This is a genomic window from Burkholderia sp. AU31624, from assembly GCF_020420065.1.
Lineage (GTDB): Bacteria > Pseudomonadota > Gammaproteobacteria > Burkholderiales > Burkholderiaceae > Burkholderia.
In genome coordinates, this window is record NZ_JAIZRT010000004.1 from 479,268 (window position 1) to 504,895 (window position 25,628).

The 25,628-nt window shown below is 67.0% G+C and carries 25 protein-coding genes and 4 tRNA genes; 10 read left to right on the forward strand and 19 right to left on the reverse strand.

What is annotated here, in order from left to right:
- Nucleotides 1–237: 237 nt before the first annotated feature.
- Entirely contained in the window at nucleotides 238–1,386 is a 1,149-nt protein-coding gene (locus LGM89_RS17220) for a branched-chain amino acid ABC transporter substrate-binding protein (RefSeq protein ID WP_226204722.1), read from the forward strand.
- Between the two features lie 137 nt (nucleotides 1,387–1,523).
- Here LGM89_RS17220 and LGM89_RS17225 read toward each other — a convergent pair whose 3' ends face one another.
- On the reverse strand, nucleotides 1,524–2,273 hold the full coding sequence (locus LGM89_RS17225; protein WP_089483607.1) for a FadR/GntR family transcriptional regulator: 750 nt from the start codon (nucleotides 2,271–2,273) through the stop codon (nucleotides 1,524–1,526).
- 358 nt (nucleotides 2,274–2,631) lie between these two features.
- Here LGM89_RS17225 and gudD point away from each other — a divergent pair, with 358 nt between their 5' ends.
- Nucleotides 2,632–3,984, forward strand: a complete 1,353-nt coding sequence (gudD, locus tag LGM89_RS17230; RefSeq protein ID WP_089473229.1) for a glucarate dehydratase — start codon at nucleotides 2,632–2,634, stop codon at nucleotides 3,982–3,984.
- Nucleotides 3,985–4,062: 78 nt separating this feature from the next.
- On the opposite strand, the gene LGM89_RS17235 is transcribed toward gudD, so the two are convergent.
- The 3 genes from LGM89_RS17235 to LGM89_RS17245 form a co-directional block, all read right to left on the reverse strand.
- Nucleotides 4,063–4,527: a DUF2214 family protein gene (locus tag LGM89_RS17235; protein ID WP_089494399.1), complete on the reverse strand. Its 465-nt coding sequence runs from the start codon at nucleotides 4,525–4,527 to the stop codon at nucleotides 4,063–4,065.
- A 39-nt stretch (nucleotides 4,528–4,566) separates the two neighbouring features.
- Nucleotides 4,567–5,373 carry a hypothetical protein gene (locus LGM89_RS17240; protein ID WP_089494398.1) on the reverse strand — a complete coding sequence of 269 codons (807 nt, stop codon included), beginning with the start codon at nucleotides 5,371–5,373 and terminating at the stop codon, nucleotides 4,567–4,569.
- A 237-nt stretch (nucleotides 5,374–5,610) separates the two neighbouring features.
- A complete protein-coding gene (locus LGM89_RS17245) occupies nucleotides 5,611–6,675 on the reverse strand; it encodes a glycosyltransferase family 4 protein (protein ID WP_089494397.1) in 1,065 nt (354 codons plus the stop codon).
- A gap of 563 nt (nucleotides 6,676–7,238) precedes the next feature.
- Here LGM89_RS17245 and LGM89_RS17250 point away from each other — a divergent pair.
- Nucleotides 7,239–9,071 (forward strand): ABC transporter ATP-binding protein, encoded by a 1,833-nt coding sequence (locus LGM89_RS17250; RefSeq protein WP_089494396.1) that lies wholly within the window; start codon nucleotides 7,239–7,241, stop codon nucleotides 9,069–9,071.
- 78 nt (nucleotides 9,072–9,149) lie between these two features.
- On the opposite strand, the gene otsA is transcribed toward LGM89_RS17250, so the two are convergent.
- Nucleotides 9,150–10,529: an alpha,alpha-trehalose-phosphate synthase (UDP-forming) gene (otsA, locus tag LGM89_RS17255; RefSeq protein WP_089494395.1), complete on the reverse strand. Its 1,380-nt coding sequence runs from the start codon at nucleotides 10,527–10,529 to the stop codon at nucleotides 9,150–9,152.
- Nucleotides 10,526–11,278, reverse strand: coding sequence for a trehalose-phosphatase (gene otsB, locus LGM89_RS17260; protein ID WP_089494394.1), 753 nt, complete (start codon nucleotides 11,276–11,278; stop codon nucleotides 10,526–10,528). The genes otsA and otsB overlap by 4 nt, the downstream gene beginning before the upstream one ends.
- 282 nt (nucleotides 11,279–11,560) lie before the next feature.
- Here otsB and LGM89_RS17265 point away from each other — a divergent pair, with 282 nt between their 5' ends.
- Genes LGM89_RS17265 through LGM89_RS17275 form a run of 3 tightly spaced genes read left to right on the forward strand, consistent with a single transcriptional unit; the run spans nucleotide 11,561 to nucleotide 13,532 of the window.
- On the forward strand, nucleotides 11,561–12,193 hold the full coding sequence (locus LGM89_RS17265) for an SCO family protein (protein WP_226273507.1): 633 nt from the start codon (nucleotides 11,561–11,563) through the stop codon (nucleotides 12,191–12,193).
- A 12-nt stretch (nucleotides 12,194–12,205) separates the two neighbouring features.
- Complete coding sequence (locus LGM89_RS17270; RefSeq protein WP_226273508.1) at nucleotides 12,206–12,652, forward strand: copper chaperone PCu(A)C; 447 nt, start codon at nucleotides 12,206–12,208, stop codon at nucleotides 12,650–12,652.
- 10 nt (nucleotides 12,653–12,662) lie between these two features.
- Nucleotides 12,663–13,532, forward strand: a complete 870-nt coding sequence (locus LGM89_RS17275) for a cytochrome c oxidase assembly protein (protein ID WP_226273509.1) — start codon at nucleotides 12,663–12,665, stop codon at nucleotides 13,530–13,532.
- Between the two features lie 22 nt (nucleotides 13,533–13,554).
- Here LGM89_RS17275 and LGM89_RS17280 read toward each other — a convergent pair whose 3' ends face one another.
- Nucleotides 13,555–14,040 carry a GNAT family N-acetyltransferase gene (locus LGM89_RS17280; protein WP_034186526.1) on the reverse strand — a complete coding sequence of 162 codons (486 nt, stop codon included), beginning with the start codon at nucleotides 14,038–14,040 and terminating at the stop codon, nucleotides 13,555–13,557.
- 126 nt (nucleotides 14,041–14,166) lie between these two features.
- A complete protein-coding gene (locus LGM89_RS17285; RefSeq protein WP_124575952.1) occupies nucleotides 14,167–15,039 on the reverse strand; it encodes a pirin family protein in 873 nt (290 codons plus the stop codon).
- 109 nt (nucleotides 15,040–15,148) lie between these two features.
- Between LGM89_RS17285 and LGM89_RS17290 the strand changes: the two genes are divergently transcribed.
- Both LGM89_RS17290 and LGM89_RS17295 read left to right on the forward strand, forming a co-directional pair.
- Nucleotides 15,149–16,066 (forward strand): LysR family transcriptional regulator, encoded by a 918-nt coding sequence (locus tag LGM89_RS17290; protein ID WP_226273510.1) that lies wholly within the window; start codon nucleotides 15,149–15,151, stop codon nucleotides 16,064–16,066.
- Nucleotides 16,067–16,168: 102 nt separating this feature from the next.
- Nucleotides 16,169–16,672 (forward strand): GAF domain-containing protein, encoded by a 504-nt coding sequence (locus tag LGM89_RS17295; RefSeq protein WP_011351430.1) that lies wholly within the window; start codon nucleotides 16,169–16,171, stop codon nucleotides 16,670–16,672.
- Between the two features lie 158 nt (nucleotides 16,673–16,830).
- Here the strand turns inward: LGM89_RS17295 and map are convergent, their stop codons facing one another.
- Nucleotides 16,831–17,637, reverse strand: a complete 807-nt coding sequence (gene map / locus LGM89_RS17300) for a type I methionyl aminopeptidase (protein ID WP_226273511.1) — start codon at nucleotides 17,635–17,637, stop codon at nucleotides 16,831–16,833.
- Nucleotides 17,637–17,873, reverse strand: coding sequence for a ParD-like family protein (locus tag LGM89_RS17305; protein ID WP_089439561.1), 237 nt, complete (start codon nucleotides 17,871–17,873; stop codon nucleotides 17,637–17,639). Before LGM89_RS17305 ends, map begins: the two co-directional genes overlap by 1 nt.
- Nucleotides 17,874–18,013: 140 nt before the next feature.
- Here LGM89_RS17305 and LGM89_RS17310 point away from each other — a divergent pair, with 140 nt between their 5' ends.
- Nucleotides 18,014–18,637 carry a helix-turn-helix domain-containing protein gene (locus LGM89_RS17310; protein WP_089494388.1) on the forward strand — a complete coding sequence of 208 codons (624 nt, stop codon included), beginning with the start codon at nucleotides 18,014–18,016 and terminating at the stop codon, nucleotides 18,635–18,637.
- Between the two features lie 56 nt (nucleotides 18,638–18,693).
- A complete protein-coding gene (locus tag LGM89_RS17315) occupies nucleotides 18,694–19,242 on the forward strand; it encodes a GNAT family N-acetyltransferase (RefSeq protein ID WP_226273512.1) in 549 nt (182 codons plus the stop codon).
- Between the two features lie 102 nt (nucleotides 19,243–19,344).
- Here the strand turns inward: LGM89_RS17315 and LGM89_RS17320 are convergent, their stop codons facing one another.
- The 9 genes from LGM89_RS17320 to uvrC form a co-directional block, all read right to left on the reverse strand.
- On the reverse strand, nucleotides 19,345–19,908 hold the full coding sequence (locus tag LGM89_RS17320) for a TlpA disulfide reductase family protein (RefSeq protein ID WP_089494386.1): 564 nt from the start codon (nucleotides 19,906–19,908) through the stop codon (nucleotides 19,345–19,347).
- Nucleotides 19,898–20,965: a transporter gene (locus tag LGM89_RS17325; protein ID WP_226273513.1), complete on the reverse strand. Its 1,068-nt coding sequence runs from the start codon at nucleotides 20,963–20,965 to the stop codon at nucleotides 19,898–19,900. The genes LGM89_RS17320 and LGM89_RS17325 overlap by 11 nt, the downstream gene beginning before the upstream one ends.
- A 151-nt stretch (nucleotides 20,966–21,116) precedes the next feature.
- Nucleotides 21,117–21,491, reverse strand: a complete 375-nt coding sequence (locus LGM89_RS37320; protein ID WP_319001503.1) for a DUF2946 domain-containing protein — start codon at nucleotides 21,489–21,491, stop codon at nucleotides 21,117–21,119.
- Between the two features lie 754 nt (nucleotides 21,492–22,245).
- Nucleotides 22,246–22,319: transfer RNA gene (locus LGM89_RS17335), tRNA-Cys, on the reverse strand.
- Between the two features lie 100 nt (nucleotides 22,320–22,419).
- Nucleotides 22,420–22,495: transfer RNA gene (locus LGM89_RS17340), tRNA-Gly, on the reverse strand.
- Nucleotides 22,496–22,546: 51 nt separating this feature from the next.
- Nucleotides 22,547–22,622 (reverse strand) — tRNA-Gly (locus tag LGM89_RS17345).
- 53 nt (nucleotides 22,623–22,675) lie between these two features.
- A tRNA-Gly gene (locus LGM89_RS17350) sits at nucleotides 22,676–22,751 on the reverse strand.
- 135 nt (nucleotides 22,752–22,886) lie between these two features.
- Entirely contained in the window at nucleotides 22,887–23,474 is a 588-nt protein-coding gene (gene pgsA, locus LGM89_RS17355; RefSeq protein WP_011351424.1) for a CDP-diacylglycerol--glycerol-3-phosphate 3-phosphatidyltransferase, read from the reverse strand.
- A gap of 82 nt (nucleotides 23,475–23,556) precedes the next feature.
- Complete coding sequence (gene uvrC, locus LGM89_RS17360; RefSeq protein WP_226273515.1) at nucleotides 23,557–25,590, reverse strand: excinuclease ABC subunit UvrC; 2,034 nt, start codon at nucleotides 25,588–25,590, stop codon at nucleotides 23,557–23,559.
- Between the last annotated feature and the right edge of the window lie 38 nt (nucleotides 25,591–25,628).

The window sequence follows — 25,628 nt, forward strand, 5'->3', positions numbered from 1 at the left end:
CGCAAATCCGCACCGAATGCGCGGCGAATTGCCAAGACCCGGGCATATCGGCGACCTATAAATCGAGGCGATCGGGGCGCTTCTTCGCGGCGCCTGACGGGAGATTCTTCCGAGGATAACGATGCCGACCTCCCTGCCCGATTCCGAGAAGCGGTCGAACCGCCCGCCCGTCGCACGCACCCGGCCCGCCCGGGCGCATGCGGTACTCACTCGCAGGTGTCGAACAAGAGGAACAACATGAAATTCCGTCATTCCCTGCTGTCGGTGTCGATTGCATCCGCGCTTGCCCTCCTCTCGCAACAGGCCGCCCAGGCCGCCGATACGACCGACGTGAAGGTCGGCTTCGCCGCGCCGCTCACCGGCGTGAACGCCGGTTACGGCAAGGACCTGCAGAACGGCGTGCAGCTCGCGCTCGATGACGCCGCCGCGCAAAAGGTGCAGATCGCCGGCAAGCCGGCCCACTTCAACCTCGTCGTGCAGGACGACCAGGCCGACCCGCGCATCGGCGTGCAGGCCGCGCAGGCGCTCGTCGACCAGAACGTGTCGGTCGTGGTCGGCCACTTCAACTCGGGGACGACGATTCCGGCATCGGTCGTCTACGACAAGGCCGGCATCCCGGTGATCGATCCGGCCGCGACCAACCCGACGCTCACCGCGCGCGGGCTCGCGAACATGTTCATGGTGATCGCGACCGACGGCCAGAACGCGGGCAACGCGGGCAAGTACGCGGTCGACGTGACGAAGGCGAAGCGCATCGCGATCATCGACGACCGCACCGCGTTCGGCCAGGGCGAGGCCGACGAGTTCGAGAAGGCCGTGAAGGCAGCGGGCGGCAACCTCATCGGCCGCGAATTCACCAGCAACCAGGCGGTCGACTTCCGCGCGCAGATCACGAGCCTGAAGGCGAAGAATCCCGACCTGATCTTCTTCGGCGGCCTCGATTCGCTCGCCGCGAACTTCATCAAGCAGATGCGCCAGCTTGGGCTGAACGCGCAGTTCGTCGGCGGCGGCGGCGTGAAGGACAACGAGTTCATCAAGATCGCGGGCCCGGCCGCCGAAGGCGCGATGGCGTGGGAGTACGGCCGGCCGCTCGACGAGCTGCCGCAAGGGAAGGATTTCGAGGCGCGCTTCAAGAAGCGCTTCGGCGTCGACGTGCTGTCGTACGCGCAGTTCGGCTACGACGCGGCGTGGGCGGCGATCAAGGCGATGCAGGCGGCCGCCTCGACCGACCCGAAGGTCTATCGCCCGGCGCTGAAGAAGATCGACTTCGAAGGCGTGACCGGCCGCATCTCGTTCGCGAACGACGGCTCGCTGAAGAGCGGGATGTCGACGCTGTACCAGGTGAAGAGCGGCGCGTGGAAGACGATCACGACGAAGGGAGGCTGATCGGCGGTGCCGGCGGCCGGCGGCGGCAACGCCGCCCGGCCCCGGCGATCGATGAACGGATATCGATCTCGTATGACGACTGATGTTGAGGCGATTCGACCGGGCCGGCGGCACTGTGGGCCGCGCCGCCCGGTGCGTCAGCCGGCCTCGGCCTCGGCCGCCTCGTGCGCGCGGCGCAGCCGCTCGCGGCTGTTGGTGAGGTGCGTGCGCATCGCCGCGCGTGCCGCTTCCGGGTCGTGGCGCGCGATCGCCTCGTAGATATCCTCGTGCTCGTGGTTCAGCCGGCCGACGTAGCGCTCCAGATCGTCGCCGGCAAAGCGGGCCGAATTCACGCGCGTGCGCGGAATGATCGACGTGCCGAGCTGCGTCATGATGTCGACGAAATAGCGGTTGCCGGTGGACTGCGCGATCTGCAGGTGGAACTGGAAGTCGAGCTGCGCCGTGTCGCGGCCGCCGCCCGCCCCCGATGCGATCGCGTCGAGCGCGCGCCGCAGCGCGGCCAGGTCGGTATCGTTCGCGCGTTGCGCGGCCAGGCTCGCGCATTCGCTTTCGAGGCTGATGCGCAGTTCCAGCACCGCGAGCACGTCGCGCAGCGTCGTGATCGTCGCCGGGTCGATGCCGAGCGTCTGGCGGCGCGACGGCTCCAGCACGAAGCTGCCGATGCCGTGGCGCGTCTCGACGAGGCCGCTCGCCTGCATCCGCGAGATCGCCTCGCGCACGACCGTCCGGCTCACTCCCTGCGCCGCCATGACTTCGGTTTCGGTCGGCAGCTTGTCGCCGGGACGCAGCGTGCCGTTTTCGATCTGCGCGGTCAGCGCGTCGACGACATCTTGTGCGAGGCTGCGTGCGCGACGGCGCGGCGCTGCGGGAAGCGTAGGCACGGACATGAGGCCGGTTCCTTTTTGAATGATCGTAATGTGAGCCGAGGGTTTACGCGGGGTTTGAGCGAAAGCCGATGATTCATTATACTGCGTCACAAGTCATCCGACGACTGATGATCGAAACACGGATCTCCTGTCGACTCAAGCGAGCAGTCCTGCGCCGCCTGGTCCCATGTCTTACGATCAGCCAGCGTTCGCGTTCTGCGCTCCGCTGGTCAGGTTGTCGCTCCCACCCCGTTTCGGGTTGCGTCGACCTGCGGGGCTTGCGCGCCGCGCATGTCGGTTGTCGAATGATCGCACCTCCCGTCGCGCGCGGCAAAGCTTTTGCCGCACGGCATTGCCCACCCTTTCGCCATCGCCGCCCATGAACGCCGTCACTGCCTCGCCCTCCCACGACACGCCGCGTATCGTCGACCTGCAAGCGATTCCGGTCGCCGGCCACGACAGCATGCTGCTCAACCTGAGCGGCGCACACGGCCCGTTCTTCACCCGCAACCTCGTGATCCTGAAGGACAGCGCGGGCCGCACCGGCGTCGGCGAAGTCCCGGGCGGCGAAAGCATCCGCCGCACGCTCGACGATGCGCGCGCGCTCGTCGTCGGCCAGCCGGTCGGCAATTACCACGCGGTGCTCAACGACGTGCGGCGCACCTTCGCCGACCGTGACGCGAGCGGCCGCGGGCTGCAGACCTTCGACCTGCGCACGACGATCCACGCGGTCACCGCGCTCGAAGCCGCGCTGCTCGACCTGCTCGGCCAGCATCTCGGCGTGCCGGTCGCCGCGCTGCTCGGCGAGGGCCAGCAGCGCGAGCGCGTCGAAATGCTCGGCTACCTGTTCTACATCGGCGACCGCACGAAGACCGCGCTCGCCTACCGCGACGGCAGCGGCGCGACCGACGACTGGACGCGCGTGCGAGACGAAGCCGCGCTGACGCCCGAGGCCGTCGTGCGGCTGGCCGAGGCCGCGCATGCGCGCTACGGCTTCAACGACTTCAAGCTGAAGGGCGGCGTATTCGAAGGCGCGCGCGAGATCGAGGCCGTGACCGCGCTCGCCGAGCGCTTCCCCGACGCGCGCGTGACGCTCGACCCGAACGGCGCGTGGTCGCTCGACGAGGCCGTGCGGCTGTGCCGCGACCAGCATCACGTGCTCGCGTACGCGGAAGATCCGTGCGGCGCGGAGAACGGCTACTCCGGCCGCGAGGTGATGGCCGAATTCCGCCGCGCGACGGGGCTGCCGACCGCCACCAACATGATTGCGACCGACTGGCGGCAAATGGGTCACGCGGTGCAGCTGCAGGCCGTCGACATCCCGCTCGCCGATCCGCACTTCTGGACGATGCAGGGTTCGGTGCGCGTCGCGCAGATGTGCCGCGACTGGGGCCTCACGTGGGGTTCGCATTCGAACAACCACTTCGACGTGTCGCTCGCGATGTTCACGCACGTCGCGGCCGCCGCGCCGGGCCAGGTCACCGCGATCGACACGCACTGGATCTGGCAGGACGGCGAGCGGCTGACGCGCGAACCGCTGAAGATCGAGAACGGGCTGGTAGAGGTGCCGAAGCGGCCGGGGCTCGGCATCGATATCGACATGGATGCCGTCGCGGTCGCGCACGAGCTGTACAAGCAGCACGGGCTCGGTGCCCGCGACGACGCGGCGGCGATGCAGTATTTGATTCCGGGCTGGACCTTCAACAACAAGCGCCCCTGCCTCGTGCGCTGAGTGCGGGTGCGGCCGGGCGGCAGGGTCGCCCGGTCGAACTTGGGCCGGGCCTACTCGGCCAGCCCTAGCCGGCCGCACCTACCCGGCCAGCCCAATCCCCCTCGCCATCCCCGACGCGGCGAACACGATGACGATCACCAGCACCGCCTGCCAATGGCCGATCCGCACATAGGTGCGCGCACGGCCGAGATCGGGCATCTGCTGCTGCCGCGCGGCGATGCGCCACCGGATCAGCCCGAGCATCGGCACGACCTCGAGCAGCAGGATCACCACGAGCGCGGTCATCTTCAAGTGAAAGAGCGGTTCGTGCAGGTAATACGCGGCGCCCTTCTCGAAACCGCCGAACGCGCGCATCAGGCCCGTCACGATCAGCACGAGCGCCGATAGCCCCCACGCGGCATCCGCCTTGAATACGCCGGGCAAGTCGGCCGCCTGCGCCGACGCGATGAGCCGGCGCAACGCGCGGTTACGCCCCGCGATCGCGGCAAACGCGACGCCGAACGCACTCAGGTGAACGGCAGCCAGCAACCAGCGGACGATCATCACGCCTCCTTGTCGCCCGCACGCCGTGCGCGGGACTTGTCAGACGATCTGCTTGAGCGCGGCGTCGAGCGCGAGCACCGCGACGCGGTCGCCCTCGGTCGCGAGCGGCGCACGCATGACGATCTGCCGGTTATGGCCGACGGCCGCCGGGGAATCCCACAGCAGTTCGACCTTCGGTCGATTGAAGAAGCTGCCGCGGCGCGGCGGCACGACGGCCGGCTGCGCGTCCGCTGCACCGTCGCCTGCGGCAGGCGCCGCGCGGCCGGGCCAGCGCACCGACAGTTCGCGCGCATCGTACTGGCCGACCTTGCGGCTTTCCATCCACACGATCGCGGTGCGCGTCAGCACGTCGAGCGAAATCGCATAACGGCCGACCGCGAAGCGGCGCGCGGCCACGTTGGTCCGCCACAGCGGCCGCGGGCGGCAGATCCAGACGATCGCCGCATAAAGTGCCGGTGCGGCGACGAGCCAGCCGTTGGTCGCCGTCACCGCATGCAGCGCGAGGCGCCAGCCGTCCACCCAGACGAACATGCCGATCGACCAGACCGCGAACAGGAAACCGATCAGCGCGAAGACGCGCAGCGCCTGGCGCAGCCACTGCGGCAGCGGATGAAACGGCCGTTCGGCGCGCGCGACGGCGCCCGGCAATGCGAGCAGCAGGAAGATCAGGAGAAGGTAGACGAACGCCCAGGGCGACGACACCATCGCCGACAGCGACGAGCGATAGCCCATCTGGGACATCGAGAACAGCCAGCGCGCGAGCAGCACGAGACCGATCGCACGCAACGCGAAGATCACACCGGCGCCGGGGGCCGGCGCTGCGCGCGTGGATTTCGTTCTCGCCAAGACTGCTCTCCTCTGGATATTCGTGCGGGGCCGGATTTCACGGCACGGCCATTATAGGGACATTACCGTCTGGACAGACGGACGGATGCCCTCCCGGGCCGCTTCGGGGGCCGTTCGCGGCGTCGGGCGCGGCGAGAATACAACAGATCCGCGCCGTGGATGTGACAACGCCCCGCCGGGAACCCGGACGGGGCGTCGATGGCAAGCCACGCGCCGCAGCGCGGCGGCGGCCCGCAATCAGCTTGCGTTGACTTCGCGCAGCACCGTGCGGCGCTTCTGGCGCAGCAGCTCCTCGTAGCCCTTCACGTAGTTCTGCGCCATCACCTTCGACGAGAAGCGGGCTTCGAACGCGGCGCGGACCTTCTCGCGCGGCAGCGTATCGAGGCGCTTGAGCGCGGCAACGGCCGACAGCTCGTCTTCGACGACGAAGCCCGACACGCCGTTGTCGATCACTTCCGGCACCGAGCCGCGCTTGAACGCGATCACCGGCGTGCCGCAAGCCATCGCCTCGATCATCACCAGGCCGAAGGGCTCCGGCCAGTCGATCGGGAACAGCAGCGCGTGCGCGTTGCCGAGGAATTCGGTCTTTTCGGACTCGCTGATTTCGCCGATGTACTCGACGTGCGGCAGCGCGAACAGCGGCTTGATCTTCTCTTCGTAGTACGCGCGGTCAGCCTTGTCGAGCTTCGCGGCGATCTTGATCGGCAGGCCGGCCTGCTCCGCGATGCGGATCGCCGTGTCGACGCGTTTCTCCGGCGAGATGCGGCCCAGGAACGCGAGGTAGCTCGGCTTCACGTCCGGGATCGGCGTCAGCAGGTTTTCCGGCAGGCCGTGGTAGACGGTCGACAGCCAGTTCGCCTGCGGCAGCGGGATGCGCTGGTTGTCGGAGATCGACACGACCGGCACGTCGCTGAATGCGTTGAAGATCGGCTGCAGTTCCGGCAGGTCGAGACGGCCGTGCATCGTCGTCAGATGCGGGACCGGCTGGCGCGAGAACAGCGAGAACGGGTAGTAGTCGATGTGGCAGTGCAGGACATCGAACTCTTCCGCGCGACGGCGCACCTGCTCGAGGAGCAGCATGTGCGGGGCCATCACGTCGCGGATCGTCGGGTCGAGGCGCAGTGCCTGCGGCCAGCAGGCTTCGAGCTTCGCGGAGGTTTGCGAATCGCCGCTCGCGAAGAGCGTGACGTCATGCCCCATCTCGACAAGTGCTTCGGTGAGGTAGGACACCACTCGCTCGGTGCCACCGTACAGTTTCGGGGGCACCGCTTCGTGCAACGGAGCGATTTGGGCGATTCGCATGCGTAACTCCTAAAAAATCGGCTAAAAACCAGGTATGGGTCGGCAACCTGCCGGCGGTCCGGGCTGGATGCAGATCGTCCGAAGATCGGACGAATCAGCCTGCCGGGGGCGTCGAACCCGCGCTGCTCAAGGAGCGTCGGCGACGCGACAGGCATAGAACGTTTGAAACGAAGACCCGTTGACAGGGGTTCGTAAAAAACCTGGAATCGAACCCGGAGCCGATTATCTAGGGTTAATCCCGATACGGCGCACAACATTTCAAACACTTTACTTTGTTACAAAGGTGCAACACTTTGCAACCCGCGGACTTGGGTGTCCGTTCTAGAGTGGAAGGCCCTTTTGGCATTCCTTGACCCCGTGACCGCCGGCAGCGTGATTCCGGCACATGAGGCAGGACGGGATGCCGGATTTTATCTCAAAATCGACCGCGAGCCCCTGGCCAAGGCAAGATTCGCGCAGCGCGACACGCGGGCTTGTTTACAATGCCGGATTATTCAGTCCGGGCGAACGCCGGCCTGCGATCCAGCCGCCACGCTCACTCACCGAATCACCGCACGCATATTTTGGAATCTCTCACCCCTGCCCAGCGCAACGCCCACAACGCGAAGCTGTCGAGCTACGCGCATCGACCGATCGCGTTCCTGTTCCGCTACATCCGCCTGCATCCCGTCGCCCACCTGATCGTGCTCTGCAGCGTGCTGGCCGCCGTCGGCTGCGCGCTCGGCTCGCAATACGCGATCAAGCACCTGATCGACGTGCTGGCGACCGGGCGGCATCACCCCGGCCCGCTGTGGAGCGCGTTCGCGCTGCTCGTCGGGCTGATCGCGGCCGACAACCTGCTGTGGCGCGTCGGCGGCTGGTTCGCCGCGCACACGTTCGTCGCGGTCACCGGCGATCTGCGGCGCGACTTGTTCCAGTACCTGATCGGCCATTCGCCCACCTACTACGCCGAAAAGCAGCCCGGCACGCTGGCGAGCCGCATCACGGCCACGTCGAACGCGGTCTACACGTCGGAGAACACGATGGCGTGGAACGTGCTGCCGCCGTGCATCGCGGTGATGGGCGCGATCCTGATGATCATCGTCGTCAATCCGATGATGGCCGCCGGCCTGCTCGGCTGTTCGGCCGTGCTGTCCGTCATCCTGTTCAAGCTCGCCGGGCGCGGCTCGGCCCGCCACCACGCGTTCGCGGCGAAGGCCGCGGCAGTCGACGGCGAGCTCGTCGACGTGATCGGCAACATGGGCCTCGTGCGTGCGTTCGGGATGACGCTGCGCGAGCAGAAGCGCTTTGGCGCAACGGTCAAGGCCGAGATGGATGCGCGCCAGCAGAGCCTGCTCTATCTCGAGAAGCTGCGCCTGCTGCACGCGGTGATCACCGCGATGCTGTCCGCCGGCCTGCTCGGCTGGGCGCTGTGGCTGTGGGACCAGGGCCGCGCGACGTCGGGCGACATCGTGCTCGTCAGCTCGCTCGGCTTCACGATCCTGCACGGCACGCGCGATCTCGCGGTCGCACTCGTCGACGTCACGCAACACATCGCGCGCCTGTCCGAAGCCGTCAAGACGCTGCTCGAGCCGCACGGGATGCCGGACCGCTCCGACGCACAGCCGCTGTCGGCCACGGGCGGCCGTGTCGATTTCGAGCGCGTGACGTTCGCGTATCCGCACCGCCGCGCGATCCTCGACCACTTCGACCTCCGTATCGAGCCGGGCCAGCGCGTCGGCCTGATCGGCAAGTCGGGCGCCGGCAAGTCGACCGTGCTTGCGCTGCTGCAACGCTTCTACGACACGCAGGACGGCGCCGTGAAGGTCGACGGCCAGGACGTGAAGACGATCACGCAGGACAGCCTGCGCCACGCGATCGCGCTCGTGCCGCAGGACATCTCGCTGCTGCACCGGACGATCTACGACAACATCGCGTACGGCCGCCCCGACGCGACCCGCGACGAAGTGCTCGCCGCCGCGCGCGACGCGCGCTGCGCGGAATTCATTGAAGCGATGCCGGAAGGCTATGACACGATCGTCGGCGACCGCGGCGTCAAGCTGTCGGGCGGCCAGCGCCAGCGCATCGCGATCGCGCGCGCGATCCTGAAGGATGCGCCGATCCTGCTGCTCGACGAAGCGACGTCCGCACTCGACAGCGCGTCCGAGGAAGCGATCCAGAGCGCGCTCGACCGCCTGATGGTCGGCCGCACGGTGATCGCGATCGCCCACCGCCTGTCGACGCTGCGCAACTTCGACCGGATCATCGTGATGAACAACGGCAAGGTGATCGACGACGGCCCGCCCGACGTGCTGCGCAACCGTCCGGGCCTGTACCGCGACCTGCTCGCGAAACAGCACGGCCGCCATCACTCCGCACCGGACGGCAGCACGCCGACCGGCGAACGCGTGGCCTGACACACCGGCCCGCAGCCGACAAAAAAAGCCGCAGTGCGCGTCGCACTGCGGCTTTTTTATTGCTCGATGACCCGCCGGTTACGCGTGCTGCAGATCGCGCAGGAAGTTGTCGCGCCACACCGACACGTTGTTCTCGCGAAGCTGCGCGATCATGTCCGTATAACGCGCGCGCCGCTCGGCGAGCGGCATCGTCAGCGCCTGCGACAGCGCATCGGCCATCCCGTCGATATCGATCGGATTGACGATCAGCGCCCCCGTCAGCTCGCGCGCGGCGCCGGCGAAGCGCGACAGCACGAGCACGCCCGGATCGTCCGGATTCTGCGCGGACACGTACTCCTTCGCGACGAGGTTCATCCCGTCGCGCAGCGGCGTCACATAGCCGACCCGCGCGAGCCGGTACAGCGCAGCGAGCAGTTGGCGGTCGTACTGGCGATGGATATAGAGGATCGGCGCCCAGTCGAGCTCGGCGAAGCGTCCGTTGATGCGCCCCGACTCCCCTTCGAGCTGCAGGCGGATGTCCTGGTACGCGCGCAGTTCCGCCCGGGTCGACGGCGCGATCTGCAGGAACGACACGCGATTGCGATGCGACGGCTCGTGCTCGAGCAGCTTCTCGAACGCGCGAAAGCGCTCGACGAGCCCCTTCGAGTAATCGAGCCGGTCGACGCTCATGATCAGCTTGCGGCCGCGCAGCGACGTCGCCAGCGTGCGCACCGCCTTGCCGTGCTCGCCGGCCTGCGCGAGCGACGCGATCTCGTCCGGATGCACGCCGATCGGATAGGCGGCCGCGCGCAGCGTCCGGCCGAATGCGCGCACCGTCGCCAGGTGGCCGTCGCGCTCGATCGTGCCGCCCGCTTCCGACTCGACGTAGTCGCAGAACGCGCGCAGGTCGGGTTCGGTCTGGAAGCCGAGCAGGTCGAACGCACACAGCGACTCGACGAGATCGCGATGCGGCGGCACGCTGACGAGCACCTGCGCAGCCGGAAACGGAATGTGCAGGAAGAAGCCGATGCGGTTCTTCACGCCGGCCGCGCGCAGCGCGCGCGCGAACGGGATCAGGTGATAGTCGTGCACCCAGATCACGTCGTCGTCCTGCAGCAGCGGCACGAGCTGCTGGGCAAGCCACACGTTCACGCGGCCATAGCCTTCGAACTCGTGACGGTCGTACTGGATCAGGTCGGTGCGGTAGTGAAACGCGGGCCACAGCGTCGCATTCGAGAAGCCGCGGTAATACTGGTCGTAGTCGCGCCGCGACAGGCCGATGGTCGCGAACGTGACCGGCCCGTGCTCCTCGACGCGGATCTGCGGCGCACCGGACGCGACGACCTCGCCGCTCCAGCCGAACCACATGCCGCCCGTCTCCTTCAGCGCATCGTAGACGCCGATCGCGAGGCCGCCCGCTGCCGGTTCGCCTTCCGAAATCGGCGCGACGCGGTTTGAAACAATGATGAGGCGACTCATGCGTCAGGCTGCTCCGCACCGAGCCAGCGCGCGATCTGCTCATGCAGCGCGTCGACCGAATCGAGCCGCGCGCGGGCAGACGTCTCGCCCGCGCCGACCTTGATCGACAGGCCGCCGCGCGCGTTGACCACCGCGAAGCCCTTCTCGTCGGTCAGGTCGTCGCCCGCGAACACGGGCACGCGCCCCGCGAACGGCGGCTCGTCGAGGAACGCAGCGAGCGCGCGCCCCTTGTCGACGCCTTTCGGCTTGATCTCGAACACCATCTTGCCGGGCTGCAGCACATACGCATCGGCATAGTCGGCGACGAGGCGCTCGGTGGCCGCGCGTGCAGCCGCCTCGCGCTCGGGCGCGTTGCGGTAGTGCAGCGCGACGGCCGCGCCCTTGATTTCGAGCAGCATGCCCGGATGACGGTCGACGACGGCCGCCAGCTCGCGCTCGATGCGCAGCAGGCGTTCGTCGTTGAAGCCGATGCGCTGCGTGTCGCCGTTCGCATCGCGGCGCTCCGCGCCGTGCAGGCCGGCGATCGGCATGCCGGGCATCTTCAGGAACGTGTCGATATTGTCGATGCCGCGCCCGGACACGATCGCGACCGCGCCGTGCGAGCGGCGCCGCAACTCGTCGAGCAGCGTCAGCAGCGACGGCGGAACATGAATGCTGTCGGGCGTCGGCGCCAGTTCGACGAGCGTGCCGTCGAAGTCGAAGAAGAACGCGGTATCGGTCAGGGACAGGGAAGCCGGAACGGATTGCATCGATTCGATAGTGTGAGGGCCGGCGGGCAAACGCCGGGCGGCCGCTGCGCGAATGGAATTGTGCGCATCTTACCGCGCCTGCGCATCGAGATGGGCGAAACCGGTGCGGCGCCGGCTTCGCGCCGCCGCGCGCGTCAACTGCGACATATTGCCCCGCTCGCCCGCGGCGTACGGGTTTCGAAAGGACGCGGGCGCGCGAATTGCGCTACAGTCGCAACCGCCTGCCGCGCGACGCATGGCGCCGCGCCGGCCGGCACACCTTCCGTCCGATCGAGCCCCAGGATGTCGTCTCGCACCACGCCGCACCGGCGCTTCTCCCGCCTCATCCGCACGGCCGCGGCTCTCGCCGCCGCCGTGGCGCTCGCCGCGTGCACGCACGACGAGCCGCGCTGGAACCTGACCAACGTCACCGGCCACCTGCCCGACCTGTCGTTCACGCTGACGGGCGGCGACGGCCACCCCGTCGACGCCGATGCGTTCCATGGCCAGGTCGCGCTCGTCTACTTCGGCTACACGCACTGCCCCGATGTCTGCCCCGAAACGATGGCGCGGCTGATGGAAGTGCTGGCGAAGCTCGGCCCGCAGGCCAACAACGTGCGCATCCTGTTCGTCTCGGTCGATCCTGCACGCGACACGCCGCAGGCAATGCAATCGTATGTCGCCGCATTCGATGCCGCGCATGCGCGCGGCCTGACCGGCACCGACCGCCAGATCGAATCGCTCGCGAAGCGCTATCGCGTCGCCTACCAGATGGAAAAGCGCGATCCGTCCGGCGGCTACGAAGTCACGCACAGCTCGGCCGTCTATATCTTCGACGCGAGCGGCCGCGCCCGCCTGCTGGCGACCGACCGCGACTCGCCCGACGCCATCGCCGCCGATCTGCGCCGGATCATCGACACCGCCCCCACTACCTGAATGCATCCCGACATGAAAACGACAACGACCCTCAAGACGCTCGCCCTCCTCGCCGCGCTGTGTGCCGGCGCCCACGCGTATGCCGCCGGCGCGGTCACCGCGCAGAACGCCTGGGTGCGCTGGCTGCCGAACAAGCTGCCGGCCGGCGGCTACGTGACGCTCGTGAACACGAGCGACAAGCCGGTCGATCTCGTCGACGTCGACAGCCCCGACTACGGGATGGCGATGCTGCACCAGACCGTCTCGAACGGCTCCACGCAGAAAATGGAAATGGTCGACAAGCTGACGATCCCCGCGCGCGGCAAGGTCGACATCGCGCCGGGCGGCTACCACTTCATGCTCGAGGAGCCGAAGCACGCGATCAAGCCAGGCGACACCGTGCACCTGCGCCTGAAGTTCTCCGACGGCGAAACGGTCGATGCGCCGTTCGCCGTGAAATCGCCGGCCCAGGCGAAGTGATGCGCGCGCGATGAACCTCCTGTACTGGCTCGATCCGTGGGAACCGTCGCCCACCGTGGTGATCGCGGTGCTGACCGCCGCCGTGCTGTTCGCACGCGGCGTGAAGAAGGCGAAGGTGTCGCCGCTGCGGCAGTTCTCGTTCTGGTTCGGGCTGACGGCGCTCTACATCGCGCTGCATACGCGGCTCGACTATTTCTTCGAGCACGAATTCTTCCTGCACCGCGCGCAGCATCTGGTGCTGCACCACCTCGGGCCGTTCTTCATCGCGCTGTCGTATCCGGGCGCCGCGATGCGCGCGGGCATTCCGTTCCGCTGGCGGCAGCGTTTCGTGCGCCCCGCGCTCGCGTGGGCGCCCGTGCGCGCGACGCTCGACGTGGTGTTCCATCCCGTCGTCGCGGTCGTGCTGTTCGTCGGGCTGATCTATTTCTGGCTGCTGTCGCCGATTCACTTCATCGCGATGCTCGACTGGCGTCTCTATCGCGTGATGAACTGGAGCATGGTGATCGACGGGCTGCTGTTCTGGTGGCTCGTCGTCGATCCGCGTCCCGCGCCGCCCGCGCGGTTGTCGCCGGGCCGCCGGATCCTGATCGTCGTCGCGGCGATTCCGCCGCAGATCGCGCTCGGCGCGCTGATCTTCTTCTCGCCGCACGAGCTGTATCCGATCTATTCGATCTGCGGCCGTGCGTTCACATGGCTGAGCCCGCTGCGTGACCAGCAGATCGGCGGCCTGCTGCTGTGGATTCCCGGCTCGATGATGAGCGTGATCGGCGCGCTGATCGCGCTGCGCCACTGGCTGCGGCTGTCCGCGCGCGGCCGCCTGATCGATGAACGGGCCGCGCAGCGCGCGAACCGGCCGCCGGTGGCGCACGCCGCGCACTGACGGCGGCACGGCGCATCGCGCATTACGCGCGTGCGCTGCTCATCCACACGTGCGGGATGCCGTCCTCGTCGTGCACGTCCGAACTCGGCGTGAAGCCGAATGCGCCGTAAAAACGCTGCAAGTGGGCCTGCGCATGCAGGCTCACCGGCGTATCCGGCCACTGCGCGCGGATATGCTCGAGCGCGCGCGACAGCAGCCCGTTGCCGAGGCCCGCGCCGCGAAACGCGGCGGTCGTCAGCACGCGGCCGATGCGGACGTCGGTGTGCTGCGCATCGGGCAGCAGCACCCGCAGATAGCCGGCCAGGCGGCCTGCCGGATCAAAGGCGGCCAGGTGCCATGCGGCCTGGTCCGCGTCGTCGATGTCGCGATACACGCAGTTCTGCTCGACGACGAACACCGCGCTGCGTGCTTCGAGGATCGAATAGACTTCGCGCGCCGTCAGCGCGTCGAAGGATTTCCAGCGCCAGTCGAGATCGGCGGCGCTCGGGGATGCAGCGGATGCGTTCATGGTCGGTCCTGATTCAGGCGCGCCGGCCGGCGCGCGGCAATCGACGATTATGCCTCGAAGCGCACGCGCCGCGCGACCGACTGCCCGCGCATATAAACAGGCCCCGCATTGCGCGGGGCCTGTCCGTCATGCCGGCATCTGGCCGAAGCGGCCGCTGTTGAAGTCCTCGATCGCGGTACGAATCTCCGCTTGCGAGTTCATCACGAACGGCCCGTAACCGACGACGGGTTCGTCGATCGGTTCGCCGCTCAGGATCAGCAGCTTCGCGTCGCCGTTCGCTTCGATCTCGACATCGCTGCCATCGCGGCCAAGTTGCACGAACTGCGCTTCGCGGGCGACCGTCTCGCCATTCACCTGCACGGTGCCGCTCAGCACGACCACCGCGAGCGTACGCCCTTCGGCGATCGGGAACCGCGCATGGCCACCGGCCACGAGCCGCACGTCCCACACGTCGATCGGCGTATGCGTGCGGGCCGGCCCGCGTCGCCCGTCGAACTCACCCGCGATGATCCGCGCGCGCCCCGCGCCGTCCGGCAGCTCGACCACGGGGATGTCGGCGTTCAGCAGCGTCTGGTAGCCGGGCGCGCCCATCTTGTCCGCGGCGGGCAAGTTCACCCACAGCTGCACCATCTCGAGCGGGCCACCGCGCTGCGTGAACCCTTCCGAGTGGAATTCCTCATGCAGGATCCCGCTCGCGGCCGTCATCCACTGCACGTCGCCCGGGCCGATCACGCCGCCCGCGCCGGTCGAGTCGCGGTGCGCAACTTCACCGTCATAGACGATCGTCACCGTCTCGAACCCGCGGTGCGGATGCTGGCCGACACCGCGCGGTGCCGAGGCCGAGCCCGGCTCGAACGTGGTCGGGCCGGCGTAATCGAGCAGCAGGAACGGGCTCAGGTGCGCACCGTGGGACTGGTAGCTGAACATCGAACGCACCGGGAAACCGTCGCCGACCCAATGGCCGCGCGGCGCACTGTACACACCCTGGATCTTCTTCATTGCCTTCTCCGAATTGCGGCGAAACACGTGTTTCGCATCCTGGGTAGAAATATAGTGATGGAACGATCGATCCGGTAGACTGCCAAAATCGCACGCAGCGTTCCATTTCATGAACGATAAAGCGCGGGATCTGAACGATCTCTATTACTTCGTACAAGTCGTCGAACACGGCGGCTTCGCGCCAGCCGGGCGGGCGCTGGACATGCCGAAATCGAAGCTGAGCCGCCGCATCGCGCTGCTCGAGGCGCGGCTCGGGATGCGGCTGATCCAGCGCTCGACGCGCCGCTTCACGGTCACCGACGTCGGTCAGACCTATTACGCGCATTGCCGCGCGATGCTCGTCGAGGCCGATGCCGCCGACGAGGCGGCCGCGCTGCTGCACGAGGAGCCGCGCGGCATCGTGCGCGTCAGTTGCCCGATCGTGCTGCTCGATTCGCTGGTCGGCACGATGATCGCCGCGTTCATGGTCGCGTGCCCGCGCGTCGAGATTCATCTGGAAGCGACCAACCGGCGCGTCGACGTGGTCGGCGAAGGGATCGACGTCGCGATCCGTGTACGCCCGCCGCCGCTCGAAGACAGCGATCTCGCGCTGCGCGTGCTGGCCGAGCGCGGCCAGTGCCTCGTCGCAAGCCCGGCGCTGCTGCGCGAGCATGGCGCCCCGGCCGTTCCCGCCGATCTCGCGCGCCTGCCGAGCCTCGATCACGGCGCCCCGCAGTCCGCGCACGTGTGGCGGCTGCGCGGGCCCGACGGCGCTCACGCGGAAATTCATCACCAGCCGCGCTTCGTGACGGGCGGCATGCTCGCGCTGCGCGCGGCAGCCGTCGCGGGCGTCGGCATCGTGCAGTTGCCGACGATGATGGTGCGCGATGAGGTCGCGCGCGGCGAGCTGGTGACCGTGCTGCCCGACTGGGCGCCGCGCCGCGAAATCGTGCATGCGGTGTTCGCGTCGCGCCGGGGATTGCTGCCAGCGGTGCGCGCCCTGCTCGATTTTCTCGCGGAGCGGTTTGCCGAACTCGAACCCGATTGAGCGCGCCGCTTCACGCGTGACCGGGCGCTGCAAACCCTGCGCGCGTGCCGTAGACTGCGGTACGCGCATCGCGCATTCCACAACCCTGATCGCTTTCCCGCCATGTTCACGCTGTCCAACGACCCCAACGCCTCCAAGGCCGATCAATACGCGACGCTCGTCGAGCAGGCACGCGCGCTCGTCGAGTCCGAACGCGACCTGACCGCGAACGCGGCCAACTTCTCCGCGCTGGTCTACCACTCGCTCGACCGTCTCAACTGGGCCGGCTTCTACTTCTTCGACGGGACGGAACTCGTGGTCGGGCCGTTCCAGGGCAAGCCGGCCTGCGTGCGGATCGCGCTCGGCAAGGGCGTGTGCGGCACGGCCGCGCAGACGCGCGAGACGCAGGTCGTGCGCGATGTGCATGACTTCCCCGGCCATATCGCGTGCGACGCCGCCTCGGAATCGGAAATCGTCGTGCCGCTGGTGGCCGCCGACGGCACGCTGATCGGCGTGTGGGACGTCGACAGCCCGGTCGCCGCGCGCTTCGACGACGAAGACCGCAAGGGGATGGAAGCGCTGTGCCGCGTGTTCGTCGAATCCGCGTGGCAGAAGGCACGCGGTTGAGGGGCGGCTAAGCCGCGCTCCGCCACCGAGCAGCTGGTCACCGCGTTCACGCGTAAATCGCGCCGCGCTTCGCGACCTCGAACGAAAACGAAACGGGCCCCGCAAAGGGGCCCGCTCCACTATGCCACCGCACCACCGTTCGTGGCGCACTGCAGGTATCAGGCGGCGTGCGTGCCCGACAACACCGGGAACGCCTGAGGCTTCGCGTCCTCGGTCAGCACCTCGAAGCCCGTTTCCGTCACGACGACCATGTGCTCCCATTGTGCCGACAGCGAATGGTCCTTCGTGACCACCGTCCAGCCGTCCGCCAGCATGCGCGTGTCGCGCTTGCCCGCGTTGAGCATCGGCTCGATCGTGAAGATCATCCCCGGCCGGAGCGGCACGCCGGTGCCCGGGCGGCCGTAGTGCAGCACCTGCGGCTCGTCGTGATAGACGTCGCCGATGCCGTGCCCGCAGTACTCGCGAACCACGCTGAATCCTTCGCGATGCGCGACCTGCTGGATCGCGTAGCCGACGTCGCCGAGCGTCGCTCCCGGACGCACCGCGCGAATGCCCGCGTGCATCGCCTCATAGGTCGTCGCGACGAGGCGCCGCGCGAGTTCGTTCGGTTCGCCGACGAAATACATGCGGCTCGTATCGCCGAACCAGCCGTCCTTGATCACCGCGATGTCGAGGTTCACGATGTCGCCGTCGCGCAGCGGCCGCGACGTCGGAATGCCGTGGCACACGACATGATTGACCGACGCGCACACGGTCTTCGGATAGCCGTGATAGCCGATGTTCGCCGGGATCGCGCCGAGCACGTCGACGATGTAGTTGCGGCAGAGCACGTCCAGCTCGTCGGTGGTGACACCCGGCTTCACGTGCTCGGTGATCATCGTCAGCACCTGCGACGCGAGCTTCGCCGCTTCACGCGACTTGGCGATTTCCGCGGCGCCGCGGATCGGGATGTCTCGTTTCGCCATTACGCCACCTGCTCGATGCGGTGCTCGACCGGTTCCGCCGGCCCCGTCTCGCCGCCCCGTGCCTCGGCCTCGATCAGCATTCGGCAGATGTCGCCGTAGGACAGCGCCGGATTGAGTTCCGCCAGCATCCCGACGCGCAGCCAGTGTTCGGCCTGCGCATTGATCGAGCGGCTCAGCGCCGTGCTGGTCGAGCGCAGCCGCTCGTGCATGTGCTCGGAAATCTTGATGATGCCCATATATCCCCAATTAAACGAAACGTAGCCGAATCGTATATTACGCCGTGCACGACCGCCGAGCAAGCCGTTCGAATTCCGTCGCGCCGCTTGAGGTCGACCCGTTGACATCGAATTCCAGTTTGCTGGAAAATAAATCCATCATGAAAGAATCAGCGACCGCCGTTGCCGACGACACCGGCATCAACGAACGCATCGCCCGGCGCGTACGCGACCTGCGCACCGAGCGAGGCTACACGCTCGATGCGCTGGCCGCGCGCTCCGGCGTCAGCCGTTCGATGATCTCGCTCATCGAACGCGCATCGGCCAGCCCGACGGCGGTCGTGCTCGACAAGCTCGCGGCCGGGCTCGGCGTGTCGCTGGCCGGCCTGTTCGGCGGCGATCAGGACGACACGCCCGTGCAGCCGCTGGCCCGCCGCGCGCAGCAGGCCGAATGGCGAGATCCGGCGTCCGGCTACGTGCGGCGCAACCTCTCCCCGGCCGGCTGGCCGTCGCCGATCCAGCTCGTCGAGGTGGATTTCCCGCCCGGTGCACGCGTCGCGTACGACAGCGGCGGGCGCGAAAGCGCGCTGCATCAGCAGGTGTGGGTCATCAGCGGCCGCGTCGACGTCACGTTCGGCGACGCGCTTCACGAACTTCACGAAGGTGACTGCCTGGCCATGCGGCTCGACCAGCCGCTGATTTTCAGCAATCCGTCGTCGCAGGCCGCGCGTTATGTCGTCGCGATCTGCGATGCGTCTGCCGCCGCCGGCGTGCGGAATCCCTGATGAACGCGTCGCCGCAATGGCCGCGCGCGCCCTATCCATTGCCCACAGGAGCCGGTATGAATTCCCCGAAACAGCGCGACGACGTGCGCCTGATCGATTGCAGCGAGGCCGAGCATGCGCCGGCCATCCTCGAGATCCTGAACGACGCGATCGCGAACTCGACCGCGCTGTACGACTACAAGCCGCGTCCGCCGGAAGCGATGGTCGCGTGGTTCGCGGCGAAGCGCGCGGGCGGCTTCCCGGTCATCGGCGCGGTCGATGCATCGGGCACCCTGCTGGGCTTTGCGAGCTGGGGCACGTTCCGCGCGTTTCCCGCCTTCAAGTACACGGTCGAACACAGTGTGTACGTGCATCGCGACCAGCGCGGCCGCGGGCTGGGCGAGGTGCTGCTGCGCGAAGTGGTCCGGCGCGCGCGCGAAGCGCAGGTGCACGTGGTGATCGGCTGTATCGATACGACCAATGCGGGAAGCATCGCACTGCATACGAAACTGGGCTTCGTGCACTCGGGCACGATCACGCAGGCCGGCTTCAAGTTCGGCCGCTGGCTCGATGCGGCGTTCTATCAGCTGACGCTCGACACGCCGGCGCAGCCGGTGGATGGTTGAGCCGAATGATGTCGCGCACAACCCGTGTGCGCGACATGCTGCCGCTCGGCCGGACCGACAGCGGCGTTCACTTCGTTCGCACGCTGCCGGATCTTGGGCCCGCTATTTCCGCAAGAGCGGCGCAACGACGCGCTCGAGGCGCTCGGCAGTCCACGACGGTTGCGGATCGTCCCAGCCATTGTCGACGAGGAGCCCGTTCCGGTCGATCGTGAAGTTTACCGGGATCCGCCACATGCGCCCGTAGCCTCCGGCATAGGCACTACCCAACAGCCCCACCGGAAAGCTCAGGCCGGCCGCCACCTGCCGCACCTCCGCGAGGTTGTCCGCCCCGTCCAGGCTGAAGCCGAGCACGCGCAGGCCGTCCGCCGCATGGCGCGCGGCATACGCGGACAACAGCGGCAGTTCGGTCCGGCAGGGCTCGCACCATGTAGCCCAGAAGGTCAGGATGACGACATAACCCCGCCAATCCTCGCTGGCGATGCTTTGTCCGTCGAGCGTATGCAGGACGAGGCCGGGCGCCGGACGGCCGACCGTCAGACTGCCGGCCTGCGCCGCCGGCAGCCATCCGCCGACGCCGGCGCCCAGTGCAAGCCCTCCGGCCATGCGCAGCCAGTCGCGCCTCGCCCGGCGACGCCCGCTGCTTCGGCCAAAACCGTCAGAACGCATAGCTCGCCCCCACCGTGCCCGACCAGCGCGGAAACAGCTGATAGCCGCTGAGCCTGCTGTACAGCGCCTTCTGGACGAACGCATAGACGTTCAGGTTCTTCACGACGTTCACCGTCACGCCGGGCGACAGATAAACGACCGTGCCGGCCGTGTTGCCGGTGTCGGCGAGCGCCCCCTGGTCCGAACTCTTGCGCGTCACGTTGACCTGGAGCTGCGGCACGATCCTCGGGTTCTCCTCGTAACGCAGGCCGACGCTGACCGTCGCCTGGTTACCGGGCCGGAAGTCCTCGCCGAGGCCGCGAAGATTCTCGACCACCGCAGCCTGGAATTGACCGTTGATGAACGCGTCGAAATTCTGGCTGATCGGCTGATAGTAGTACGCACCGACGATCAGATCGGTACTGCCCGTCCCGGGCTGCAGGCTCGTATCGAGGGCCTGGCCGTTCGCGCTGTTCGGGCCTGACGAGAAAAACACCGGGCTACGCCCGACGTTGGCGCCCGTCAGCACGTTCTGGCCGCCGTACTTTCCCGTCGGCAGCTTGACCCCCAGTTGCACGCCGAGATTGCGGGTCGGCAGGAAGCCCTGATAGCTGGCGATCAGCTTGATGTCGCCCAGCCCCTTGCTGGTGACGCCGCTCAGATTGTCGGGGGTGAGCTGGTCCGGCGTGGCATTCCCGTACGTCGAGTGGCCCCGATCGACGAACGGCACGATCGCGCTGAAGTTCCACTTGGGATTCGGGCTGTAGCTGATGCCCAGGTTCCAGTAGCGGTTGATCGTCTGGTTCTCGACCTCCTGGCTGCCGCCTGCCGCATTGATCGCCGCCGGTACGACGGCCGAAACCGCATGCGATCCGCTGCGCAACTGGTTCTGCGGGATGAAAGTGTAGTCCAGGCTGATACGCCAGCCCGGCATGGCCGAATACCCCGTCGCGGCATCCGTGCTCAGCGAGCAGCCACAGGTCGCGCAGGCGTGGGCGGCCCCCGGCAGGGTCAAGCCAGTCAGACAGGCGAACGCGGCCAACGCCGCGCCGACGGTCTGCTTCGATTCGATTCGCATCTCGTTCCCCTCTCATGTCGTGTGCATGCACGCGCGTGATCCGCAACATGGCGGACGCGCGGTGCGAGATGACCCGATTGCCGGCTCGTGGCCGCGGGCGTTTCACGCGCCGCGGGGGAGCCTGTCCGGATCAACTGCTGGAGTGCCTACGTCAGAGATAGAACGGCGAATCGCGGGGCCGGCCCGCGCTGGGGATATCCCGACGGACGAACGGGAAATAGGCCGGTGGATGTGCGACGGCATAGCCGGGAACCGCCAGCCATTGCGGCAAGGACGGTGACGGTGCAGCCGCATGATGCACGAGCAGGTCGCAATACCCGCAAGCCGCGAAATGGTCAGCGGCAAGGGCGTGATTGTCTGCGTCGGGCTGTCCGTCGACCGAACAGATCGATGCGACTGGCGCATTCTGGTCATGGGAGACCAGGCCATGGCTCACGAGCGGCGCAATGACGACGAGCAGCATGGCAAACATGCCAAGCCACGCTGCCAGACGATTGCGGGAACGTACGGTCATGATGAGCGGCATCTGGACGGTGGCTGGATCTTAGCCGAAGCGAGCCGCGGCAACCGGACAATCGTCGTCGGCACGATGCGGCCCTGCCCTGGACGGTTCTCGTGACCGCGCGCGTTCGAAACCGGCCGCCGGGATCCGGCAGCCGTTTGCGATGACGATCGTGCTGCGGATCGATACGCGCGCACTGTCCGCTCGTCGATTTGACTTCATTGAACTGTCCCCCGCCTGGTCGATTGGCCAGGTGGCGCCGAAGTCGCATGGCGCGCGTTGAGCCTTTCGATTTCTGAATTCGATCATGCAAACGGCGTGCCATATGAAGCAAGCGCCCGCTGTCATTACACGTCAGGCGTATGCCAAAAAAAACGCCACCGTGTTGATCGCATGAAGTGTTTCAGACCTGCAACGCTGTCGTCGACATCGTGACGAACGTGTCGGGCACGACGCGTCATACGGACGTTCTTCCAAGCTGACGTCGAACGGATACGGCCACTTGCCTGCTTTGCGCGAGACACTCAATCGAAGTCGCGCAACACCATCGGTACGATGCGCGCTGTCGCAGACAATTTCGCGTACGACAGGTCATTCTGTCGCATCAAAGAATGCGTTCGTTTCAGCCTCGTAACGCATACGTGAATTTCGCTCCAGACGACTCATGTTCAATCCGCGCGTCGAACGTCGGACGCTTGGCGTTTGCAACGTCGGGGAGTCGGGGAAAGTGGCTCTGGGCGCAGAAAAAAGAAAAGCCCCGCCGAAGCGGGGCTTTATCTGGAGGCGCGAGCCGGAGTCGAACCGGCCTAAACGGCTTTGCAGGCCGCTGCATAACCGCTTTGCTATCGCGCCAAAAGCGGACTGTGCGAATGCCGTGAGGCAAGCGACAGATTTTTTATCCGAGGACGGAAAGTCCATCAAATAAAAAGGGAAGCGTGGCTTCCCCATTACTTGGAGCGGGAGACGAGTCTCGAACTCGCGACCTCAACCTTGGCAAGGTTGCGCTCTACCAACTGAGCTACTCCCGCATTGTCCTGCATCTGCAGCGCTTCGCCGACCAACACGCTGCCAGAAAAATCTGGAGCGGGAGACGAGTCTCGAACTCGCGACCTCAACCTTGGCAAGGTTGCGCTCTACCAACTGAGCTACTCCCGCATGTGTCCTGCATCTGCAGCGCTTTGCCGACCAACACGCTGCCAGAAAAAATCTGGAGCGGGAGACGAGTCTCGAACTCGCGACCTCAACCTTGGCAAGGTTGCGCTCTACCAACTGAGCTACTCCCGCGTATTGCTGCGTTACTGCTTCCCCGTCACACACTTACTTCGTCGTGCAGCGGAGAAGCGAGATTATGTCGAAGGCACATTCGTGTGTCAAGGGCTTTTCCAGCCCTTTTTCCAAAAACCTGCTCGACCGGACGCATCACGCGCCGCCGCGCTCGCGAATCTGCGGCCACGCGAGCTTCATGTAGTACAGCATCGACCAGATCGTCAGCACCGCGGCGAGATACATCAGCCATTCACCCCACACGCGCGTGTCGATCGTCGCGACGCCGAGCGGCAGCGGCCCGTAGAACAGCAGCATCGGAATCGCGACCATCTGGCATGCCGTCTTGAACTTGCCGAGCTGGTTCACCGCGACGCTCTTCGACGCGCCGATCTGCGCCATCCACTCGCGCAGCGCCGAAATCGCGATCTCGCGGCCGACGATCACGAGTGCGATTGCCGCATCGACCCGCGAAATCTGCACGAGGATCAGCAGCGCGGCCGTCACCATCAGCTTGTCCGCCACCGGATCGAGAAATGCGCCGAACGACGACGTCTGGTTCCACTTGCGGGCCAGGTAGCCGTCGAACCAGTCGGTCAGCGCCGCAAGAATGAAGATCGCCGCCGCCGCGAGATTGCGGTGCGCGCCGCCCATCACCGTGTCCGGCAGATAGAACACGCCGACGACGAGCGGAATCAGCACGATCCGTACCCACGTCAGGAAAATCGGGAAATTGAACGGCATGGCATGCGGGACAGTAAAGGATTCGCAATTGTGCCGTGTCGACCGGCCTGCCACAAGAACGGCGGCCGGCTGCACGGCCGCGTCAGTGAAGCTGCTTGTAGATCTGCTCGGCGAGCGCGTGCGAGATGCCCTCGACGCTCGCGAGTTCCTCGACGCTCGCGGCCACCACGCCGCGCAACCCGCCGAACCGCGCGAGCAGCCGCTGCCGGCGCTTCGCGCCGACGCCCTCGAGTTCCTCGAGCCGCGATGTCTGGCGCGCCTTCGCCCGCTTGGCACGCATGCCGGTGATCGCGAAACGGTGCGCCTCGTCGCGGATCTGCGCGACGAGCATGAGCGCGGCGCTTTCCTTGCCGAGTTCGAGCGGCGTGCGGCCGTCCGCGAACACGAGCGTCTCGAGGCCGACCTTGCGCCCCTCGCCTTTCGCGACGCCAACCAGCATCGACGTGTCGAGACCGAGCTCGGTGAACACCTGGCGCGCGATTTCGACCTGACCCTTGCCGCCGTCGATCAGCACGATGTTCGGCAGCAGGCTCGACGCCTCGGCCTGGCGCGTCGACTCGCCGTCGATGCCGGCCGCATCGTCGGCGGCAGCCGCCTGCGCCGCCTGCTCGACCATCTTCTCGTAGCGGCGCGTAAGCACCTGCCGCATCGCCGCGTAGTCGTCGCCGGGCGTGATCCCGGTGATGTTGTAGCGGCGGTATTCGCCCGACTGCATCTTGTGATGGTGGTAGACCACGCACGACGCCTGCGTCGCCTCGCCCATCGTGTGGCTGATGTCGAAGCATTCGATCCGCAGCGTCGCGAGATCGTCGCATTCGTAGCTGAGCGTCTCCGCGAGCGCGCGCGTGCGCGCCTGCTGCGAGCCCTGCTCGGACAGCAGACGCATGAGCGCGATCTGCGCATTCTGCTCGGCCATCGACAGCCACGCGCGCCGCTGCCCCTGCGGCTGCCGCACCAGCGACACCTTGTGGCCGGCCTGCTCGGACAGCAGCTCGAGCAGGTCGCGGCTCGCGGGCGCATGACTCACGACCAGCACCGGCGGCACGCGGTTGCCGAGATAGTGCTGCGCGATGAACGCGTCGAGCACTTCGGCCTCGACCGACGCCCCCGCGTCACCGCCCGTGCGGCCGGGTTCTTCCGCGGGCAGGTCGGGCAATACATCGGCGGACACATCGGCGGCCTCCGCCAGCTCGGACTCGTCGCCGATCCCGCCCTCGGCGAGCGTCAGCGCGCTTTCGACGTGCGTCGGGAAATACGCCTTGTCGCCGAGATGCCGGCCGCCGCGCACCATCGCGAGGTTCACGCACACGCGGCCGCCTTGCGCGACGACGGCCAGGATGTCGACGTCGCTGTCGCTGCCGACCTCGATCGCCTGCTGATGCAGCACCGTCGCGAGCGAGCTCATCTGGTTGCGCACGGCCGCCGCCTGCTCGAATTTCAGTTCGGCCGCGAACGCGTGCATCTTCTGCTCGAGTTCCTTCATCACTTCGGACTGCCGGCCGAGCAGGAAACGCGCGGCGTTCGATACGTCGATCGCGTAATCCTCGTCGGAGATCGCGCCGACGCACGGCGCCGTGCAGCGCCCGATCTGGTGCAGCAGGCACGGCCGCGTACGGTTGTTGAAGACCGAATCCTCGCAGGTGCGCAGCTGGAACACGCGCTGCAGGATCTGGATGCTCTCGCGCACGGCCCAGGCGCTCGGGAACGGCCCGAAGTACTGGTTCTGCTTGTCGACCGAGCCGCGGTAGTAGGCCATCCGCGGAAAACGGTGCGCGGTGAGCTTCAGGTACGGATACGACTTGTCGTCGCGAAACAGGATGTTGTAGCGCGGCGCGAGCGCCTTGATCAGGTTGTTCTCGAGCAGCAGCGCCTCGGCCTCCGAGCGCGTGACGGTCGTCTCGATGCGCGCGATGCGCGTGACCATCATCGCGATGCGCGGCGACAGCTGCGTCTTCGTGAAATAGCTCGATACGCGCTTCTTCAGGTCGCGCGCCTTGCCGACATAGAGCACGGCGCCCGCCGTGTCGTAATAGCGATAGACGCCCGGCATGTGCGGCAACTGCGCAAGGATCTTCTTCGGTTCGAACGGGGTATCGGAAGCTTCAGGGGATGTCATGCGTGATCCGGGCGCCTTGTAACGCGGAACGGGTCTAT